Source organism: Chryseolinea serpens (genome assembly GCF_900129725.1).
Classification (GTDB): domain Bacteria; phylum Bacteroidota; class Bacteroidia; order Cytophagales; family Cyclobacteriaceae; genus Chryseolinea; species Chryseolinea serpens.
On record NZ_FQWQ01000004.1, the window covers coordinates 621,007 to 642,340 of the forward strand.

Here is a 21,334-nt window from a genome sequence, read left to right on the forward strand (position 1 = left end):
TTGTGGGTATTAACCCTTTTTTGTACACTTTATCAGAGACTATTGAATTACGTTAAAAATCTTGACGGAATCCGTGGATTTGCCATTGTGTTGGTGATGTTCTTTCATTATGATTATCTGATCGAAGCCGGTTGGGTAGGCGTACAGTTGTTCTTTGTTCTTTCCGGTTTCCTCATCACCACCATCCTGATGCAGGACCGCGAAAATCAACCCCTGGGCCACTACCTCAAGGGGTTTTACTGGCGCCGGACGTTGCGCATATTCCCGATTTATTATTTATACCTGCTGATCGTGGCGTTGGTATACGCCAAATTCCATACGCCCGAGGACTTCAAACAGACGGCTCCTTTCCTGTTCACGTACACCTACAACCTGTTTCCGCTGGTGTATGAATTCAGCTTTGACATCTTTTTTACCCACTTCTGGTCGCTTTCCATCGAGGAGCAATTCTACCTTTTCTGGCCCATCGTCGTGTATTTCCTCTCGACACGGCAATTGCGCGTGCTGTTGGTGGTCATGATCCTGGTGGCGCCCGTGATCCGGTTTTGGCTGGCCAATTACTTGCTGGACGATGGCATTTCGAAAGACTTTACAGAGCAGATCGTCTACCGCTTCACCTTCAGCCAATGGGATGCGTTCGCCTTTGGGGCGGCCATACCGGTGTTCAAGCTGCAGGCGTCGACGTTCAACCCCTATAAGCTGCTGATGGCGGGTATGGCGCTGTTTGTCGGATTTGGGATCTTCAATTATAAGATGTTGCTGGCCGAGGGCGAAAATGTGGGGCTTACTTCGTTCGGGTTCCCGTTGGGAGTGTTGAACAACTACCAGCACGTGTGGTCGTATTCGCTGCTCAGCCTCGTTTGCATGGGCTTTATCTTGATCTGCGTGAAATACAGCCACAACATCGTGGTGAAGACCGTGTTTGGAAATCCGTTCATGGTGTTCCTGGGCAGGATCTCCTATGGTCTGTATGTGTACCACTGGGTGATCTGGATGGCGTTTGGCAGATTTCTTAAACCATATTTCGCTTTCCCTTTACTCGGTTTTGTCTGCTACAGTGTTATTTGCATCGGCGTGGCGTATCTTAGTTTTATATTGATCGAAAAGCCATTGCTCTCTTTTAAAAATAAGTTTTTCCATCGTAACCAAATCGCGACATGATTCAGACCAACGAGCTGGTTTCTTTTTTGAAATTGAAGACCGTGCATTCGGGATTCCTGGATCAAATTAAAGTCAGCTACCGCCCCCTGATCTGCCCATTCGACGAATTGCTGAATGAAGTGAAAGACGCTCAAAGCGCGTTCGACATCGGCTGTGGCTCGGGCCAGTTCGCCCTGTTGCTGGCCGAATTCACCAGCATCAAAAAAATCGGTGGCATCGAGATCGACAAGCGCCTCATCACCAACGCCCGCGACCTGCTGCAACCCTACAGCGGCAAGGTGACCACCGACTTCCAGCCCTACGATGGCAGCACGCTGCCGGATAGCATGAAGGAATACGACCTGATCTTTTTGATCGACGTGCTCCATCACATTCCCGTAGCCTTCCAGGAATCGTTTATCAAAAAAGTATACGACCACATGCGCCCCGGCGCGCGGTTCATTGTGAAAGACATCAACGGCGGCAGCCCCTTCGTGCTGTTCAACAAGATGCACGACCTCATCTTCGCCCGCGAGATCGGCCACGAATGGTCCATGAAACGCCTCATCGACACGGCCCAACAAGCCGGTTTTAAGGTCCTTAGCACGAGTAAAAAGCAAATCTATGTTTATCCCCACTACACCGTCATCCTCACGAAATAAGGCCGCCTACACCGTCTTACTGGTCCTTATCGTCGCCTGGATGGCGACGTATCCCATTTATCAGAATTTTTATCGTGGCGAGGCCGTCGAACAATACCAGCGCTTCCTCGATTGGAAAGCCGGCAACTCGATGTTCTACAACCCCTGGCAATACCGCATCCTGTGCTACGAGATCGTGGAGGGGACCTACCAGGTATTGGACCACACCGTATTCAAACTCATCCACTTTCGCGAGCCGCAGCTGAATTTGCCGGGCAACACCAGCGATAAAAACGAAGTCACGCAAAAGCTGCTGGCCCTCGCTCAGCAGCCGGAGTTCATCAAATACAGCATCGTATTTATCGGCTTCCGCTTTTTGCAAAACGCCCTCATTTTTGGCCTCGCCTTTGTTTATTTTTCGCACTTCGTGAAAACCCGCGCGGTGGTGGTGCTCAGCATCATGTTCATCCCGATCATGATGGGCAACGCAGTGGTGGACAGCGATCTCTCGTTCAACACCTATATGGACAACACGTTGTACCTGTTGGCAGGACTTGTCATCGTGAAAGGCTACAACGACTGGTGGATCTTGCTCATCACTATCGTGGGAGCGCTGAACCGCGAAACGTCGATGCTCATTCCCGCCCTCTATTTTTGTTCGAAGGTAGACTGGACGGCATGGCCCAATTTCAAAAAACTATTCTTCACCGATCTCAAGCCGCTGATGGTCGCCGCACTTTCCATGATCTGTTTCATTGCTATTTTTGTGGCCATTCGGGCGCACTTTGGCTACCGGCCACAAACGGATTGGCGCGTACCCGCCGGGTTACCCATGCTGAAGATGAATTTGTTCAGCGGGGTGAGTGTGAAAACGTATATGGAAATGTATGGCGTGTTCGGATTCCTGCCCATCTGGTGCCTCTTCCTGTTCAAGGAGATGAATCCGTACCTGAAGATATTTTTTATCCTGATCGTGCCCGTATGGTTTGGCGTCCACGTCATTTCGGTGGTGGCCTATCAAAGCCGGTTGTACCTGGTGCCCACACTGCTCATCTTTTTCCCGGCCGTGTTGCAGCACATCGAAAATCAAATACAGGCCAGGCAACGCCTGGCCTGATTAAAAAGGGTCTTATTCAAGTCGCTTGTACCACGCGTCGGCATACGGTGTCTGGTGCCGTATCTCCATCACACGGTCTAACGTGATGACCTTGGTTTTGTATTTGCTGATGTGCACGTAGTAGTAGTCATCCACTTTTTTCACTTCGGCCTCCATGCCGTCTTCGGCCAGGTTGCGCACCAGCTTGTTTGCATTGGATTGCTTCTTGAACGTTCCCACAATGAGGTAGTAGTAATTGCCAGGCAGTTTGTCGTCCACTTCCATGTGGTCTTGCCATGCGGGTTTGCGTTCTGGCGTAGTGGGTTCTGCCGCGGCGGTCTCGGGGATGGCGGCCGCGTCTGTTTTCTTGGTGTCGGCGGTGTCGTCTTCCTTCTTCTCTTCTACGGGAGGCGGTACTACAGGCGCTTGCGTCACAGCATCTTGTTTGATGGTGGAGCTTTCCTTCTTGGTCTTGCGCGAGACGGGGTCAACAAACTTGCCAAAGCGCCATTTCAACTGCACTTCGTTCGAGCCACCCGTAGACACTTGCATGTTGGGGGTAGGGAAGTCATAGGCAAAGCCGATCTCGATGTCCTTGATGTGCACCCGCAGCATGGCGTTGCCTCCGAAATACTGGCGATAGCCACCGCCTACATCGAGGATGTTTTTATACGACACAAAAGCGCCGGCTTCGTACAGGTTCAGATTGTTTTCATTGAAACGATAGGTAAACGACGGCTGCAAAGCCCACGTGTCGGGCACCAGGTTAAAGCGATAGGTGGCAAAAGCGATCTTGTTCTTGAGCTGGCTGAACGTCACCTTCTGGAAATTGTCCTCGGAAAGGGTCTGGTGATCCACCAGCTGCAACATGGAGAAGCCCAGGGTCAGGTTCTTGAAGGAATAGTTCACGCCGAACTGTCCGTTGAAAGCAAAGTTGTTGTTGGTGCTATTGAGAATGGCCGGGTCGTTTGAGTCGACATTGGAGATTTCTTCCTGGCGAATGCGATTCGAGTAGATGCCCGCAGAAATACCAAAGCCGATCGAATGGTTTGTGGCAATGGGTACTTTATAGCCGAAGGTGAGCATGGCCGACGTGGCCGACAACAGCACAGTACGATCATTATACACCGTCAAACCAATCGCCATGCGCGGGTCTATGGGATGCTGAATGTCGAACTGCATCGTGCGCGGGCCATCCTTGATCCCGGTCCACTGCTGACGATACGAAACGTTGGCCTCCGTGCGCCGGCCCGCCGCAACCATCGACGGATTTATGGTGTATGGATTGAAGATCCATTGCGTATAGAAAGGATATTGCTGCGCAGTCGCCGACAAGGTTAGGAATAGCAATACCGAAACGAGGGTAAATTTCTGCATAGGGTCACAGGTCTTTTTTCTTTTTATTTCAGGATGCGAACGGCACCGGTAAGTTTTCGTCCATCCGTACAGGAAAGCGTATAGTAATAGTCGCCTTCACCGAGCGGTTTGCCTTTATAGGTACCATTCCAGTTATTCTCATAGGGAAATGCATCGAACACCTGCTGCCCGGAGCGGGCAAAGACCACCAGCTTACATTCGCGGTACGACTCCACGTTGCGGAAGGTCCAATACTCGCCGACATTGTCGTTGTTCGGGGAGAAGAATTTGGGGATCTCATCAGACTTGTCGATCACACTGATATTAACCTCGTCGCTGGCGCTTAACGTGTCGCTGTCCACTACTGTCAACCGGAACACATAGTCGCCCAACGGCATGTCGGTGATGTGGATCACGTTGGCATCCACCGAGAACGGTACCTCCGTGCCGCCGATCTGCTCCCAGAAATAGCGTTCAATAAACCCGTCAGGATCCAGGCCCTGGCCGGCAATGATGGCTTCATTGTCGGGCAACACGATGACCAGGTCATCGCCCGCATAGGCCACGGGTTTCTTCTTCACGTTTTGAGAATCTTCGGTAACATAAACAATGGCATCGCTATAGGCCGAAGCATTTTCGTCGTCGGTTGCCGTCAGCCGGAATACATACATGCCCAGGACCAGTCCGCTGACATCGAGGGTAAGGGTGGTCGCACCCGAGATCGTGGCGGTGTTGGGGCCCTGCACTTGCGTCCACTTCACGCTTTGAACCGTGCCATCGGTATCAGTGGCGGTTCCGTTCAGGGTAGCTTGGGTAGTGGGCAAATTAACCACTTGTCCTGCGCCAGCGCTCACCACGGGTGGCTGGTTGGGAGGCACGGGGCCAACGACCACCTGTACGTTGTCGGAGGCGGTGGTGCCCGCATTGTCTGTCGCTTCAAGGCTGAATACATAGGTGCCGATCGCGAGATTAGATACCGACAGCGACAGCGTTTGGTCGCCGGAGAGTGCAGCTGCCGCACCACTTATTTGTTTCCACTTCACCGTGGCGATCGTGCCGTCAGGATCCGTGGCCGTACCCGTGAGCGTTACCTGCGTGGTGGGAAGGAAGATCTGCTTATCCGGCCCGGCGTCCACCACAGGCGGTTTGTTGACGGTACTGGGAAGTACGGTCACCACGATCTGGTCGAATGATGATGCGCCCGCATTGTCCATCGCGGTGAGTTGAAGCGTATAGACGCCTTCCACCAGGTTCAAACAGTTCAGGTCTTTTTCGGTAGGGTTTGCCAGCGTCACTGTGGGCCCGCTGGCTTTTGTCCACAAATAGCTTTGAATGGCACCATCGTCGCTGACGTCGGCGTTCAGCAGCACGGTGTTCTGAGGAAGATAGATCGTGGTGTCCTTGCCGAGTTTTACATCGGGCGCGAGGTTGTTTGTGGGAGGCACCACAAGCAGCGTCATCTGGTCAAACGACGAAGCCAACATGTCGTCCGTCACCGTGATGCGGAAGGAGAAAGTGCCCTGTGAGAGATTGCTGACTTTTAATGTTTGTGTATCCTGCCCGGCCAGGGTTGCCGTGGGGCCACCCGCCTGGGTCCAGGCATAGGAGATCACGGTGCCGTCCACATCCGAGCCGCTTCCTAAAAGCGAGGTCGCGTTCACGGGGAGGTAAAGACGCTTGTCGCCACCGGCAAAGGCGATAGGCGGTTGGTTTACGTTGGCTGGTCTCACCAGCACTACCGTAACGTCCGAGTTGGTAGCGCCGCCGTTGTCGGTCACTGTCAGTTGAAACGAATATTGCCCTTCCTGCAGATCGCTGACGGTAACGGTAGGGGTACTGGCATTGGTCAGCGTGACCGTGCCACCGCTTATTTTTATCCATTTATAGGAGACGATAATACCATCCGGGTCAAAGCCCGAGCCTACGAGGTTGATGCTGTTCGTCGGCAACGTGATGGTCTGATTGTCTTGCACGATCGCGAGCGGTGGCTTGTTGGCCGAGCCGTCGCTCACGACCACCAGGATGTCGTCAGATCCCGTAGCGCTGTTGTTGTCAGTCACCGTCAGCCGGAAAGTATAGGTGCCCGTCACCAGGCCTGCCAGAGTTGTGTTGGCTGCGGCGGGTGTGCCGATAGCGGCGGTGTTCGGCCCATTCAACTGCGTCCAGGCATAGGATTGTATGGTGCCATCTTCATCAAAGCCCGATCCGGACAAGGTCGTTGAGGTGGCGGGAAGATAAAGCGATTGGTTCGGTCCCGCGTCGGCGAATGGAGCGCGGTTCACGGTCGCCGGCAAGACGGTGATGGTGGCGGATGAGGATCCCGTAGCACCTTTATCATCCGTCACCATGAGGCGAAATACATATGTACCTTCCACCAGGTTATTCACCTGCAAAGAAGCCAGTGTGGGCGTAACCAGGTTGGCCGTTGGGCCTGAAACTTTTGTCCAGGCGTAGGAGGCGATGGAGCCGTCACTATCCGTTCCGGAGCCGTCAAGGGTAATGGTGTTGGTGGGAAGTTGAATGATCTTGTTGCCACCAGCATTGGCAATGGGGGGCTGATTGGCGGTGGCAGGCTGCACGGTCACCTGCACTTCGTCTGTGCCGCTGCCGCCATCGTTGTCCAGTGCCACTACTTTAAACTTATACGTGCCCGCTACCATGTTCAAAACGGTCAGGGCATCGGTGGTCTCATTGTTCAACAATGCCGCGGGGCCACCGGTCTGTGTCCAGGCATACGAAGCGATGGTGCCATCGGGGTCGTTCGCCGTCACGTTGAGTACGATACTGTTGGTAGGAAGATAAATGATCTGATCCGATTCGGCGACCACGGTCGGAAGCTGGTTGGTAGACGCTGGCAACACGGTCAGGGTCATCTGGTCGCTTGCCGAAGCCAGGTTGTTGTCGAGCACGGAGATCTGGAAAACATAGTCGCCCACATTCAGGCCGTTCACCGAGAGGGTTGGCGATCCTTGTCCACTCAACGTAGCCGCAGGCCCGGAAACTTTTATCCAGGTATACGTGTCCACGGTGCCATCGGGGTCGTTGGCCGTGGCGGTGATGTCATAAGAACCGGCGGAGACCGATACGGTTTTATCACCCCCGGCATAGACCACGGGCGCGATGTTGCCTGTCGTCACGGTCACGGTGGCCAGGTCACTTGCCGATGCGCCTTGATTGTCTGTTACCGTAAAGCGAAACACGTAGATGCCTTCCACCAGGTTGGTGAGCGTAACCGTAGCCGTATTGTCGCCTGCCAACGTCGCCGCGGGACCGCTGGCCTTTGTCCACAGCACACTGGCAATGGAACCGTCGGGGTCCGACGAGGTACCGGTTAGTGTGGTTGAATTGGTCGGGAGCGTTATAAACTTATTGGCACCGGCGTTGGCCACCGGCGATTGATTCACGGTGTTGGGCTGTACAGCCACCACCACGTCGGCAGAATTTTTTGCGCCTTTTTTGTCGGTGGCTTCCAGGGTAAATACATACACGCCGGCCACCAGGTTTTGAAGGGTCAGACTCAAGGTAGTTTGGTTGACCAGCGTAGCCGTGGGCCCGCTCTTCTTGGTCCACACCACACTGGCGATACCGTCCGCATCGGTAGCGGTACCGGTAAGGACAACGGTATTGTTGGGGAGCGTTAGATTCTTGTCAGGCCCCGCGCTCACAACGGGCGGGGTATTCACCGGCACCGGATTCACCACGACAGAAACTTCGTCGTAGCCGGTAGCGCCGTTATTGTCAGTCACGGTAAGACCAAATACATAGGTGCCGGCCACCATGCCGCTCACGGTAAGCGTGCTGGTACCAGCATTCGTTAAGGTGGCTGCGCCGCCGCTCACTTTCACCCAGGCATAGGAAGCAATGCTTCCGTCACTGTCGGAGCCTGAGCCCACGATCACAACGGTGCTGGTGGGCAATGTGATGGCTTTGTCTACACCAGCGTTGGCCTTCGGAGCTTGGTTCGATTGTAACACGGAAACCGTTACCTCGTCGAAGGCGGTGGCGCCCTTGTCGTCGGTCACGGTCACCCGGAAAACATAGGTTCCCAAAAGTAAATTGCTCGCGGTGAGCGATAGCGTCTTGTCATTGGTCAGCGTAGCGGTGGAGCCCGATTTTTTCTCCCACAAAATGGTCAACGCACCACCCTCCGGGTCGGAGGCCGTGGCCGTAAGCGTCACCTGGTTGAGGGGCAGGTAAATGGTCTTGTCCACCCCCGCATTGGTAACGGGAGGTTTATTGGTCGCGACGGGATTGACGGTCACCTGAACAATGTCGGTAGCCGTTGCGCCTTTGTCGTCCGTTACGGTGAGTTGAAATTGATACACGCCTTGCAACAAGGCCGTCAGCAACAGATCGGTGGTGCCAGCGCCGGCAAGGGTCACGGCCGGGCCGCTGAGTTTCGTCCAGGCATAGGTCAGCGCGCCACCCTCTGGGTCAGTGCCCTGGCCTTTCAACGTGAGTGTGTTCGTGGGCAGCGTCACCACCTGGTCTGCGCCAGCCTTTGCCGTGGGGTTCTGATTCACGGCTGCCGGGTTCACCGTCACCATAACATCGTCGAAAGCCGTTCCACCGGCATCGGTCACTTGTAATTGAAATACATAACTCCCTGCGACAAGGCCGTTCACCGTGAGGGTGGCGGTATTGTCGTTCACCAACGTCGCGGCGCCTCCGGATTTTTTGGTCCACAAGTAGCCCGTGATGCCGGTCAGACTCACACCCGTGCCGGGTAGGGTCACCGTGTTGGTGGGTAACGTAATGATCACATCTTTTCCAGCGTTGGCGGAAACTTTGCCGCTTTGAAATTCATACGCACCAATGTCATACTTCCCGTTTGAAGGTCGGATGGCACCATCAAAATCGTCGGAAATGCCGAACGCCGACATATCCTTACCCGCGTCGATGGCCGTGGAGCTTGACTGCAGGTGAAAGTTCTTGCCGGCGGCATCCACAAACTTCGGAAGGTTGATGTCGTTGGTCTTGATGTTGTTCGTCTCCGTCAGCTTGATGGCATTGGGGTTGTTCAGTTTGATATAAGCATAACCATTGGCCTGGTTGGTGGCCACAATGATGTTGTTGACAAACTGGCTTTGGGCGGGGTTCTCACTAAACATCAGCAAGCCCACCAACTGGCAGTTGACCAGCGTATTGTTGGAAACAATAAATCCTGTAGGCGCATAGCCTGGGTTGGTATCCTGCAGCAGGAAGCCACCTTGAAGACCGTTTATACCGAGGTTGTTATAGTAAATCCCTCCACCACCGGAGTCATAAAAACAGTGGCCGGTTCCCGTGTCGATGATGTTGTCATGCACTACCGCGCGCGTTGTTCCACCGCCGGCCTGGAAGCCGTTCTGGTGTCCGTAGTTGGCCTTGGTGGCGACGTTATATACCGTGTTGTGGTGCACCTCGCAGCCCTTGGTCACGCTGCCGATCTGGATGCCGTCGTTACCGATGTTGCGCAGTTCGTTGTTGTAGACCAGGCAGCCTTCGATGTCGTGTTCGTAAACCGTTTGTCCGCAGCCACGGTCCACACCACTATCATAGTGCGAGTTGCCGATGTAAAAGCCTTCGCATCCCGTGTCGCCGATGTAGTTGTCATGAAAGATCAGGTTCTTCATCACAAAGTTGCCGCGCCAGGTTGATTTGTCACAAGTAGGGTCGGTCTTGGCTACAATGCCGCAGCATCCCGTGAAGTTCACTTGCAGGTGATCGACTTCGAGATCGCTGGAGAGCGATTGAAAGTTGATCCCCATCTGACCACCGCGGATTTCAATGCCGTTCTTTACGGCGGGGTTTGCCGAACCGGTCATGTGGACGAACGTCAGGTTATCGCACTGCACGGCGTTACCGTAGCTGGCCGGTGCATCGATGGTCACCTTGCCGTCGCACATGTTGGTGATGATAACAGGTTTGTCTGCTGTGCCGTGGATGTTCAGGAGCCCGATACCCGTTCGCGTGCCGGACGCGAAGCAGATCTTGTCACCGGGCTTCACACCTTTTTTGACGCCGTCGAATTGCCATTCGGCTGCGGAAGTGGAGATGATGAAGTTACAGCCGCATTGCGCGTAGAGCTGTGTGCATAATGAAGTGAACAGTGCAGTAAGAACTGCCAGGGTAGAGAGTCGACAAGCCATAATCCGTTTGATCTAAATACTTAATCTACAAAAAACCATAACAAGAATAACTGCTTTCCATTAGTTAATTTAACGTAAACCTTTGAATGGCAGGAAATTCGAGTTAATGTGTTTCTAATGTCTTTTATGTTTACCCGGGTAACGTTGAGCGCCCCTCATTCATAATCCACCCCTAGCCAGACGTCCAGGATTGGGATGGTCTCTCACGGTTACTTTTTACGGCAAAACAGAATGGATGCTCCCTTCACGACGACCACAACACATGAACAACCCTTGCCTCGCACCGCCAACGATTACGCTCTCGCGATCATAAACGCGCTGCGGACGATCTATGGTCTTGCCTGTTTTTGAGAATGCAAGGTTACAGGATACAGAAAATTCCAGGCGACGATGTTGTCGCCAATCCAGTGTCGCCGGTGAAAATCTGTTCGTCATTTTCTGCTTCAAGTTGGGCGTTGAAGACGGCCATGTACAGGACAACGATGGGCGGGGGAACCTCTTACAAGATACTAAAAGCACCTGGGAAAGTATAGTTAAAGGTCAATTTTCTTGACCACCTTCGCCGGCACACCGGCCACCACCGTATAGGGCGGAACGTCGCGCGTGACGACGGCCCCGGTAGCCACAACAGCACCTTTGCCTATACGCACACCCTTTAAGATCGTCGAGCGGGTGGCGATCCACACATCGTCTTCGATGATGATCGCCTTGGCCGGTCCATCCGAGAAGTGATCCTTCAAATCGTGAAAGTCGCTGTCCAGGATGATGGTGTAGGGGGCTATGCGCACGTTGGCGCCGATCTCGACGCGATGCTGACAATCGATGTGCACGCCGTTCAGCCGCGAGTTGGTCCCCACGATCAGGGAGCCCTTGCGCCCGGTATATAATTTTGCCTGCACGATGTTAGACCACACGCGCACCTCGTCGCCGAGGATCATCTGCCCCTGGTTGTCGATGATCGGCTTCTTGTTGATGGACACCATGCGCCCGAGGGACGTGCATTTGCGCAGGTAAATTTTTGCCATGAACACGCGAAGGCCACCTTGCACCAGGCTCACGAGAAAATCGAAACCGCTGCCGTCCGGGTTGTTGCTCTTGAAAGCCTGCTGTTTGGATTTGATGGTAGCACTTAAAGACATACACTCAAAGCTACGCGTAAGTGTGTCAAATTCCATCCTACGCCTCGTAAAAATGCCTTTAATAAATTCATTTTCCCCTTCGCCGTATACTTCAGGATATTCCACGGCACGGAAAACGTAAAGAAGAAAAGCATGCCGCTCAGCAGGGGCAGGCCCGAGAAATTCCGCCGCATAAAAATGAGACGGTTTCGGGTGAGGTAGTAGACCTTGAGCGGGCTATCGTTGCCGGTGCTCACCGATTCGGTATGCAAGATTTTTGAATCGCCGATGTAATACATCGAAAAGCCGGCGCGCTTCACCATCTCGCACCAGTCGTGTTCCTCATAGTATAAAAAGTAAAGCTCCGGCATCAGGCCCACCAGGTCGATGATCTTGCGGGGAACGATCAACGCCGCGCCATGACCGAGGTCGGTCTTATAATTTTTATCATATTGCCCCTGGTCCTGTTCCAAAAGACCCAGTCGGCGGCCACGGCCGGTATAGGGGCTGATCTTGATGGCGCCGGTATATTGCAGGGTCTTGCCGTCGGGATAAAGCACTTTCGGAGAAGCCATGCCCGCGTCGGGATGCGACTCCATGAACGCGACGATCGGTTCCAGGAAATCGGGAAACATGATCGTGTCGTTGTTCACCAGGAAGATATAGTCCCCTTTAGAAGCCTTGATGCCGATGTTGTTGCCCCCCGCGAAACCGAGGTTCTGTTCGCTCCGGATAAATTTTATCCAGGGAAATCGCGACGTCAATTCCGGTCCCGGCGACTGCTTCGAAGCATTGTCCACCACGATCATCTCCACCGCAGGGTAGGAGAGCTTTTTTACCGATTCCAACATCAGGATGGTATCAGGCAGCGAATTGTAGTTGACGGAGATCAGCGAAACTAACGGCGTGTGCCCCATTAGACTTTTCGATTTAGCGGTTCTTCCGGCGCGAGCGTTTGTGCTTGCCCGTGCGGCGTGTGGATGAATTTGCGATTAGCGCCTTTCAATTTAAAAAGCAAAGAGAACATGCGCACAAAAAGCATCGGCAAAGTGAGCAGCGCGCTAAACATTTTGCGGGAATAAAATTCGCGTGGAAGCGAGAGTAATGTGGCCAGTATGTTCACGCAAAATAGGACCGCCCAGATCGTATAGCCATAGTGCAGGTAACCCCGCACAAAAAAGAGCCCGAAGGTGAGCAGCGTCAGCAAGCCCAGGTTGATCAGGCGCGGCAATTGAATGTTGGTGAGAATAGAACTCTTGAAGAAAAGAAAATTGCCGGTGAACAATGCCACCATGCCCTCCTTAAAATACTTGCGCAGGTAAAAGAACTGGCTCGCGATCCAGCGCTTCCGTTGGTTCTCGAACGACTTGGTCACCGCCACTTTCTCATCGTACACAATGGCATCGCGGTCGTAATACACATGCACGTGATCCTTCAGCAACAGCAGCTCCAGTTCGCGGTCGAACCCGCCAACCGACACCATGCTGGTGAGTTTGCTCTTGAAGATCTTATAATCGAAAACAATCCCCGATCCAATGATGGAGGCGGGCATGCCCAAAGCAACCGTGCCCTGGCGATAGATATAGTTGTTGATGGCTTCGCTGGCACCGTCGAGGAAGGCGAGCGAGTTGTCGTCGTTCTTGGCTTTGCGGCGTCCCTGGATGACGCGATAACCTTTTTGCAACAGACCGTTCATGCGGTGGAGGAACTGGTCTTCCATCACATTGTCGGCGTCCAGCAACGCCACGGCGTCGTACACGCCGTCGGGCAAAACCTCCAGGGCTTTGTTGATGGATTTTACTTTCGTGCTGTTCGTGAATGAAACCTCCACAACCTGCAGGCGAAGCTGTTTCAACGCCACGATGGTTTCCGGCTTCAGGGAGTCGGCAATGACCACCACGTCGAAGGCATCGGCAGGGTAGGGATGCTTCACGGCCTGCCGGGCAACCGACAAGATCACGGCATCCTCCTTATAGGAAGGAATGAGCACACAAAACTTCTTAAAGGACGTCGCGGGAGGCAACGTCAGCGACCGGTAGAACAATCCACCAAACGAAAAGAGGGCTGTGTAAGAGACTACGAAAACGAAATACGACAGCACCAGCAGTTCAAGAACCCACATGGCGGCTTAAACGCGCTGCTTTTGGATGAGGGCCGGGAAGGTGCCGATAAAGATCTTCATATCGTACAGGAACGAGTTGTTCATGGCATACTCCATATCCAACTGGATGCGCTCCTCTTCCGACATGTTGTCTTTGCCGCGCTTGGTCACTTGCCACAGACCGGTGATGCCGGCAGGGGCGAGGAAGCGCCATGCAATTTGATCTTTGGTCAGCTTTTCAGCCTCATATAAAGGAAGGGGACGGTTTCCAACCAAAGACATGTCGCCTTTCAACACGTTGATCAACTGTGGAAGCTCATCCAGGCTGGTGTCTCTCAGGATTTGGCCCAGTTTAGACACGCGGGGGTCGTTCTTCAGTTTGAAGAAGACACTACCGTCGGTCGATTGTTCGCCATATTGGTTCAAATGGGCCAATTTGGCCAGTTCGGCATCTGCGCCAATGCGCATGCTGCGGAACTTATAGAAATTGAAGATCTTATAACCCGAACCAGCCCGTTTCGAGATGTAGAAAACGGGTCCTTTCGACTCCAGTTTGATGGCCAGGGCCACCAGCAACATAATAGGAGAGAGGAAAAGGAGCGCGGTACCGGACACCAGGATGTCGAAAGTCCGTTTCAGAGCCCACAGCTTGATTTTGGGGGCATCTTCCATGGCTTGCTTCACATAGGGCTTGTTGCCGCGGGCGTTTTTGTAGTTTTTCAGCTTGTGGATGAAATCCAGGCGCTTCAGATAGGCGGCGGTGATGCTACCATAGAAGTAGTCGTCCACACCGTTCTTGAGCGCGCGGTCGCGGCAAAGCTGATCGTATTTGGAAGAATAGACGATCAGGGGTATCGCTTGGGCTTTCGCCAGGGATTTCAGGGGTTGGATGGCAGCGGTAAGCTGGTCAGGGTGGATAAACACCGCATCGATCTGCTCGGAAGAGATGATGCTGTTGATCGCGCCTTGCAGCGTAGTATTGGTAAATAAGGTCTCGCCCAACGAATATTCATTTTCGAAGGCTGCGGAGGGGAAACCTACGCGCAGAATGTGCCGTGTGTGATCTTTTGCAGTCAAAGACTGGGAGTCAAGGCTAAGGCCTGCGCTGAAATTTTGGGGGTCAAAGGGTAAAACCGCTTCCATTTTAATTTACAAGTAAATTTTCCTTACGAAACGCTAATGCACGATCTACCTCTGTCACGAGGGACTGAGGGTCGAAGGGTTTGAGCAGGTACGTGAACGCACCGAGTTCAAGACATCTTCTTCGCTTGCTTCCATCTTCATAGCCTGAGAGAACAATGACGGGGATGTTGGTGAACAGCCCGCTGTTACTCAGATTTTCAAGAAGTTCGATGCCGTCGAGATTGGGCAATTTTAGATCAGAAATGATCAGGTCAGGCGTATTGCCATCGGTCAGCCACGACCAGGCTTCCATACCGTCATTAATGATAAAAATCTCGCAAGTATTCTTGAGGATTTTCTCAAGAAGCAAACAAAGAGGAGCGTCATCCTCGATCAGCAACACTTTTTTCATGGTATTAAAATTTAAATACCGAACAAACTATTGCTTTAAAGATTTGTGAAGAGCGCTTAGGACTGGATTCGGGATCTTTAAAGCCAAACTATTATTAGACATTTCAAAACTAGCAAAAAATCAGTATGCATGTAATTTTTTGCAAGAATTTATTTAAAAAAATTACCGCGAACGTGTGAATAAGCCCGTTTTTGGGGATAAGTGAACGTATTTTGCCTTGAAAAACAGATAACAGCCTTTTTTTTCATGTACTAGTTTGAGGTTTTTTGGACAATTTTGGGACTAAAACCGGTCGATTTTCTCCATCGCTCGCCGCCTTTCCGAGCACCGGTCCCCCGCTTTACCCACACCATCTGCGGTACATTCCATACGCAACAAGGCTGCCGAAGTTTGCCGAATCTTAACTTTCGTAAGCTTTTTTTTCATTTCGCCGGCCCAGGCTGCTCATTTGTCGCCGGGCAGCTGTTCCCATCACGGGGAAGGCTATACGCACCACGCCCACACAGGGTATAATCTACCCACCCCTGAAGAAAAATCTCCTCAACCGCAAAGCACAAATCCAACCCCGCACGACCTTTCAACGCTATTTCACAAAGCCCACGAACGACGACTGTCTACTGACTACTGACTACTGACTTCTGGCTACTGACTACTGACTTCTGGCTACTGACTACTGACTACTGGCTACTCTGAATGCCGATTCCCAACTCCTGGCTCCTGACTCCTGGCTCCCGGCTCCTGAACGCCCGCCCCCCAGGCTATCAGTTACTCCTGGTTATTTTCCGCCCATCCGCTCCCCCGCCTCACTAAATCGTTTGCAACTTGCTTTTTCTATTTTTTCCACATATCTTCATTTCAACATCAATCGCCTTATTTTTATGGGAAAAGTCAGAAACATCCTGCAGAGTAAAGGGGAGGCCGTATTTACAGTTGAACCTACCATCACCGTCTATCACGGCTTGGAATTAATGGTTGAACAAAACGTAGGAGGCCTGCTGATCTGCGACCAAGGAAAATTTGTCGGTATTTTTACTGAACGCGATTACGCCCGCAAGCTCGTTTTAAAGGGAAAAAATTCGAAAGAAACCCTGATCCGAGAGCTCATGACCGAGCATCCCGTCACCGTCTGTCCCGACGACACGATAGAAGAGTGTATGAAAGTGATGACCAATCGCCAGATCCGCCACCTGCCCGTCATGGATGGCGAAACCCTGGTCGGCGTCGTCTCCATCGGTGACCTCATCCGCTTTATGCTGGAAGAACAACGCTTCATCATCGAAAACCTAGAACAGTACATCACACACTAATATAGACTGGAGTCATAGCCCAACTACCAGCTACTGACTACTGGCTACTTGCTACTACTTAAAAGGCACCACACTAGCACCGCCCCACTGCGCAGCCCGTAGGAGAGACCCGCTGCATTCGTCTTTATTGACAGGTAATTGTAGTTATTTATTGGAGTAAGAACTTTTAAACGATTTGCCGGAGGCAAATGTGTTTTGGAAGCTTCGTCTGAGAATACTGCACTGCTTTGGCCCATACTCGCGTATGCGGCAATCGTATTCACCCTTGTAGGGGCGATACTGGGACTTTCGTATGTCTTCGGTCAGCATCATAACGACCGGGCTACGGGCGAGCCTTTCGAATCCGGCATCCTCAACACCGGCAGCGCGCGCCTGCGCTTCTCCTCCCAGTTCTACCTCATCGCCATGCTCTTCGTCATTTTTGACGTGGAAACCATTTTCATTTTCTCGTGGGCCATCGCCTTCCGGGAATTGGGCTGGTACGGCTATGCCGGGGTGGTCACCTTTATTATCCTGTTAGTCGTAGTCCTTATATATGAGTGGCGAAATGGCGCCCTGGATTTTGGTCCCGATGGCGGTAAAATTCTGAAAGCATACAAAAAACTAAAAGGCAAAACCGCATGAATTGGTGGATCACAAAACCAGGCGCAACAGCAACCTTGGCCGGACCGGGTTCCTTCGAGGAAACCGTACAGCAAAACATTATGCTCACCTCCGTACAAAGCCTGCTGGGCTGGGGCCGAAAAAACTCCATGTGGCCTTTCCACTTTGGGCTCTCGTGCTGCTTCGTTGAGATGGCCACCAGCATGACCCCTAAGTATGATGTGGCCCGCTTCGGTGCCGAAGTAATTCGCGGCACACCCCGCGAAGCCGACGTGATGATCATCGCCGGTACGGTATTCATCAAAATGGCCCCCATAATCAAACGCTTATACGAACAAATGATGGAACCCCGCTGGGTGATCTCCATGGGCTCGTGCGCCAATTCCGGTGGTATGTTCGATATCTATAGTGTCGTGCAAGGCGTGGATAAATTCATGCCCGTTGACGTCTATGTCCCCGGCTGCCCGCCGCGCCCCGACGCCTTTATGGAGGGGCTGATGTTATTGGCGAATTCCGTAGGAAAAGAACAACGTCCATTAAGCTGGGTGATCGGCGAACAAGGTGTGATCAAGCCGGCAAAAATTTCAATGAAAGATCAACGCTATGAAAAACGGCAGGAGATGACCTCCTTCCGCTCTCCCGATGAAGTTTGAAGAACTGGATCGTGGGTTGGTTAAACGTTACGCACATTAAATAAAGAGTTCGAATGAGTGATTGAGAAAGTAAAACTTTAAAAATCTGGACGCACTACGTGTTCAGGCCGACGTATGGAAAAACCGTTTGATCCAACCGAACAACTGGTGTTGAAGTTTGGTGATATTTTCACCAGGCAAACGACAAAGGATGACATGCTCACCCTCTGGTTGCCGTTGGAGCGTTTAAAGGAGGTGCTCTTCTTTTGTAAGAACGACCTCCGCCCCACCTACAAATTTCTCTACGACCTCACCGCCATCGACGAGCGGCCCCGCAAAAGAGAACCTGACTATCCTTCTGAGCAATTCACCCTGGTATACCATCTCTATTCTTATGATGGCAACCAATTCTTACGTTTTAAAATAGCCCTGAAAGAAAACGCATTGTCGGCGCCGAGCATTACCAGTTTTTGGGCCAACGCCAACTGGTATGAGCGCGAGGTGTACGACATGTTTGGTATACGTTTCGAAGGCCACCCCCACCTCACGCGTATTCTCATGCCGCTGACCTGGGAGGGACACCCCTTGCGAAAAGAGCATCCTGCGCGCGCCACGGAAATGGGTCCGTTCCGCTTGTGGGATGAGAAACAGGACCGCGAGCAACATGCCTTGCAATTCCTGCCCGAAGACTGGGGCCTCCAGCGCCACAGCGAGGACAGCGATTTCATGTTCCTCAACATCGGCCCGCAACACCCCGGCACTCACGGCGTCATCCGTCTGGTACTTCAACTTGACGGGGAGGACATTGTCGATATCGTGCCCGACATCGGCTTCCACCACCGCGGATCCGAAAAAATGGCCGAGCGCCAGTCGTGGCACACTTACATCCCCTACACCGATAGAATCGATTATCTCGGCGGTGTCAACAACAATCTCGCCTACCTCTTATCCATCGAAAAACTTGCTGGCATTGAAGTCCCCGAAAGGGTGAAGGTCATTCGCGTGATGATGTGCGAGCTCTTCCGCATTGCCAGCCACCTGGTGTGGTACGGCACCTTCGCCCAGGATGTCGGTCAATTGTCGCCCGTCTTCTATATGTTCACAGATCGTGAAAGGGTTTTCGATATCGTCGAAGCCATCACCGGCGGCCGCATGCATCCCAACTGGTTCCGCATTGGCGGCGTGGCGCAAGACCTGCCCATCGGCTGGGAAAAGCTCGTAAAAGATTTTCTGAATTATTTCCCCAAACGCCTCAAAGAATACGACAACCTCGTGATGCGCAACAGCCTGTTTAAAGCGCGCACGGTCGGCATCGGCATTTTTACAACGGAAGAAGCCATCGAATGGGGCGTGACCGGCGCGGGCCTCAGAGCATGTGGACTGGAATGGGACTTCCGCAAAAAACAACCTTACTCAGGCTACGAAAATTTTGAGTTCGATATACCCACCGGAGAAAACGGCGATTGCTATGATCGCGCCCGCGTGCGGGTGGAGGAAATGCGGCAGAGCCTTCGCATCATTCAACAGTGTATGGAGAATATGCCCGAAGGATCTTATAAGGCCGACCACCCTCTGACAACTCCCCCGATCAAGAAACACACCATGAAAGACATCGAAACGCTGATCACGCACTTTTTGGGCGTGAGCTGGGGACCTGTCATTCCCGCCGGCGAAGCCATGGTGTGCACGGAGGCGACGAAGGGGGCCAACAGCTACTATGCGATCAGCGACGGCAACACATCGCCGTATCGCATGCGCATCCGCACGCCATCTTTTGCGCACATGCAGACGGTGCCCTATATCAGCAAGGGATATACGGTAGCGGATCTGCTCAGCATTCTGGGCGCGATGGATTATGTGCTGGCGGATATCGACCGATAAAAAATCAACAACCACGCATTGATAAGCTTATGTTAACCGTAGAGGAAAAAATTGAAATAGACAAAGCGATCCACGAAGTCCCCGTGAAGAAGGCCGCCTGCATCGAAGCCCTGAAGGTCGTGCAGCAGAAACGCCGTTGGGTTTCGGATGAGAGCATAAAAGACATCGCGGCCTACATGGACATGTCGCCGGAAGAACTGGATTCCGTAGCCACCTTCTACAACCTGATTTTCCGCCGCCCCGTGGGACGGCATATCATTTTGATCTGCGACAGCATCAGCTGTTATGTGATGGGCCAGGAGAAGCTCACCGACCTCATCACCAAACAGCTCGGCATCCGTTACGGCCAGACCACGCTTGACGGCCGCTATACCTTCTTGCCGAATCCATGCCTGGGCACCTGCGACCACGCCCCGGCGTTGATGATCGACAACGATTTGTATCGGGACGTGACCGCCGAACAACTGGAAGAGATCCTTGGAAAGTATGCATAAATAATGTTGAACGTATCGCCGGAAGGCAAAGCCGTATGGAGAAACCCTTAACACAACATATGCGAGGCGACGGCGCACCGCTCAGCTTGAAGGAGTATGAGCGGGCCGGTGGCTATCAAGCCCTTCGAAAAGCCTTGAAAGAAATGGAACCGAAGGCCGTTACTGCTTTGGTTAAGGAATCCAATTTGCGAGGGCGGGGTGGTGCTGGTTTTCTCACGGGCATGAAGTGGAGTTTCGTCCCCATGAATGCACCGAAGCCCAAGTATCTCATCTGCAACGCCGACGAGATGGAGCCCGGCACATTTAAAGACCGGATCCTGCTGGAGCAAACACCGCATCAACTGATTGAGGGAATGATCCTGTCGGCCTATGCGATCCAGGCCGATCAATCCTATGTATTTCTTCGCTGGGCGTATAAGCTCGCGGCAAAGGTGATCACACAAGCCATTGAAGAGGCGTATGCTGCAGGTTATCTCGGCAAAAATATTCTCGGGTCGGGTTTTGATCTCGATATGCATTTGCACACTGGTGTAGGCCGCTATATGTGTGGCGAGGAAACGGCGTTGCTCAATTCACTGGAAGGCAAACGTGCCACGCCCCGGGCAAAGCCACCCTTTCCACAGATCAGCGGTTTGTTTGGTAAGCCCACGATCGTGAACAACGTGGAAACCCTTTGTTGCATTCCGCACATTGTGAATCGTGGCGCAGATTGGTTTAAGAATTTGAGTCCCGGTGCAGATGCCGGTACAAAAATTTATGGTGTGAGTGGTAAAGTGAAAAAGCCAGGTGCCTGGGAACTACCCATGACCGTCACCATGCGAGAATTGATTGAAGATTACGGAGGCGGCATGCAGGATGGATTAAAATTCCGCGGCGCTTTGCCCGGCGGAGCATCCACCGATTTTTTGGTAGAAGAGCATCTTGATATACGAATGGACTACACCGGCGTTTCGGCTGCAGGAAGCCGCTTAGGCACAGGCACCATGATCATCCTGGACGATCACACGAGCGTCGTGGGATTTGTGAGGAACCTCGAACATTTCTTCGCCCAGGAGTCCTGTGGATTTTGTACACCGTGCCGGGAGGGATTGCCTTGGATTGAAAAGGTATTGCGTACCATTGAGATCGGGGAGGGGAAGCCGGAAGATATCAAGACGCTGGAGTTTCACACAAAATACCTGGGCCCCGGCAACACGTTTTGCGCCCTTGCACCCGGTGCCATGGAGCCCTTGCAAAGTGCGTTGAAATATTTCAGAAAAGACTTTGAAGAATTGATCCGTCATAAAATTTCTGCTTAAGT

General features: G+C 52.6%; 16 protein-coding genes. 9 read left to right on the plus strand and 7 right to left on the minus strand.

What is annotated here, in order from left to right; translation table 11 throughout:
* The first annotated feature begins 42 nt into the window (after window positions 1-42).
* The 3 genes from BUB30_RS27170 to BUB30_RS27180 are packed head-to-tail and all read left to right on the plus strand — an operon-like array spanning window position 43 to window position 2,898.
* A complete protein-coding gene (locus tag BUB30_RS27170; protein ID WP_073140876.1) occupies window positions 43-1,161 on the plus strand; it encodes an acyltransferase family protein in 1,119 nt (372 codons plus the stop codon).
* A complete protein-coding gene (locus BUB30_RS27175) occupies window positions 1,158-1,802 on the plus strand; it encodes a class I SAM-dependent methyltransferase (protein ID WP_073140880.1) in 645 nt (214 codons plus the stop codon). The genes BUB30_RS27170 and BUB30_RS27175 overlap by 4 nt, the downstream gene beginning before the upstream one ends.
* Window positions 1,765-2,898 (plus strand): hypothetical protein, encoded by a 1,134-nt coding sequence (locus BUB30_RS27180; protein WP_143165104.1) that lies wholly within the window; start codon window positions 1,765-1,767, stop codon window positions 2,896-2,898. Before BUB30_RS27175 ends, BUB30_RS27180 begins: the two co-directional genes overlap by 38 nt.
* A 12-nt stretch (window positions 2,899-2,910) precedes the next feature.
* Here BUB30_RS27180 and BUB30_RS27185 read toward each other — a convergent pair whose 3' ends face one another.
* The 7 genes from BUB30_RS27185 to BUB30_RS27215 all read right to left on the minus strand — a co-directional run bounded on the left by BUB30_RS27185 (window position 2,911) and on the right by BUB30_RS27215 (window position 15,117).
* The gene (locus BUB30_RS27185; protein ID WP_073140884.1) at window positions 2,911-4,254 is read right to left on the minus strand and encodes a PorP/SprF family type IX secretion system membrane protein; all 1,344 of its coding nucleotides are present in this window, start codon (window positions 4,252-4,254) and stop codon (window positions 2,911-2,913) included.
* 23 nt (window positions 4,255-4,277) lie between these two features.
* Window positions 4,278-10,364 (minus strand): PKD domain-containing protein, encoded by a 6,087-nt coding sequence (locus BUB30_RS27190; protein WP_073140885.1) that lies wholly within the window; start codon window positions 10,362-10,364, stop codon window positions 4,278-4,280.
* Between the two features lie 533 nt (window positions 10,365-10,897).
* Window positions 10,898-11,503, minus strand: a complete 606-nt coding sequence (locus tag BUB30_RS27195; RefSeq protein ID WP_073140887.1) for an acyltransferase — start codon at window positions 11,501-11,503, stop codon at window positions 10,898-10,900.
* On the minus strand, window positions 11,494-12,399 hold the full coding sequence (locus tag BUB30_RS27200) for a glycosyltransferase family 2 protein (protein ID WP_073140888.1): 906 nt from the start codon (window positions 12,397-12,399) through the stop codon (window positions 11,494-11,496). Before BUB30_RS27200 ends, BUB30_RS27195 begins: the two co-directional genes overlap by 10 nt.
* Window positions 12,399-13,604, minus strand: coding sequence for a glycosyltransferase family 2 protein (locus BUB30_RS27205; protein WP_073140890.1), 1,206 nt, complete (start codon window positions 13,602-13,604; stop codon window positions 12,399-12,401). The genes BUB30_RS27200 and BUB30_RS27205 overlap by 1 nt, the downstream gene beginning before the upstream one ends.
* Before the next feature lie 6 nt (window positions 13,605-13,610).
* Window positions 13,611-14,660: a sugar transferase gene (locus tag BUB30_RS27210; RefSeq protein WP_245804187.1), complete on the minus strand. Its 1,050-nt coding sequence runs from the start codon at window positions 14,658-14,660 to the stop codon at window positions 13,611-13,613.
* A 67-nt stretch (window positions 14,661-14,727) separates the two neighbouring features.
* Window positions 14,728-15,117, minus strand: coding sequence for a response regulator (locus BUB30_RS27215; protein WP_073140894.1), 390 nt, complete (start codon window positions 15,115-15,117; stop codon window positions 14,728-14,730).
* Between the two features lie 878 nt (window positions 15,118-15,995).
* Between BUB30_RS27215 and BUB30_RS27220 the strand changes: the two genes are divergently transcribed.
* The 6 genes from BUB30_RS27220 to nuoF all read left to right on the plus strand — a co-directional run bounded on the left by BUB30_RS27220 (window position 15,996) and on the right by nuoF (window position 21,332).
* Window positions 15,996-16,424: a CBS domain-containing protein gene (locus tag BUB30_RS27220; RefSeq protein ID WP_073141265.1), complete on the plus strand. Its 429-nt coding sequence runs from the start codon at window positions 15,996-15,998 to the stop codon at window positions 16,422-16,424.
* Between the two features lie 195 nt (window positions 16,425-16,619).
* Window positions 16,620-17,048, plus strand: a complete 429-nt coding sequence (locus BUB30_RS27225) for an NADH-quinone oxidoreductase subunit A (protein ID WP_084138435.1) — start codon at window positions 16,620-16,622, stop codon at window positions 17,046-17,048.
* Window positions 17,045-17,680, plus strand: a complete 636-nt coding sequence (locus BUB30_RS27230; protein ID WP_073140895.1) for an NADH-quinone oxidoreductase subunit B — start codon at window positions 17,045-17,047, stop codon at window positions 17,678-17,680. Before BUB30_RS27225 ends, BUB30_RS27230 begins: the two co-directional genes overlap by 4 nt.
* Before the next feature lie 114 nt (window positions 17,681-17,794).
* A complete protein-coding gene (nuoC, locus tag BUB30_RS27235; RefSeq protein WP_073140896.1) occupies window positions 17,795-19,540 on the plus strand; it encodes an NADH-quinone oxidoreductase subunit C/D in 1,746 nt (581 codons plus the stop codon).
* Window positions 19,541-19,569: 29 nt separating this feature from the next.
* Window positions 19,570-20,034 carry an NADH-quinone oxidoreductase subunit NuoE gene (gene nuoE / locus BUB30_RS27240; RefSeq protein ID WP_073140898.1) on the plus strand — a complete coding sequence of 155 codons (465 nt, stop codon included), beginning with the start codon at window positions 19,570-19,572 and terminating at the stop codon, window positions 20,032-20,034.
* 35 nt (window positions 20,035-20,069) lie between these two features.
* Window positions 20,070-21,332 (plus strand): NADH-quinone oxidoreductase subunit NuoF, encoded by a 1,263-nt coding sequence (gene nuoF, locus BUB30_RS27245; RefSeq protein ID WP_073140899.1) that lies wholly within the window; start codon window positions 20,070-20,072, stop codon window positions 21,330-21,332.
* Window positions 21,333-21,334: the final 2 nt, after the last annotated feature.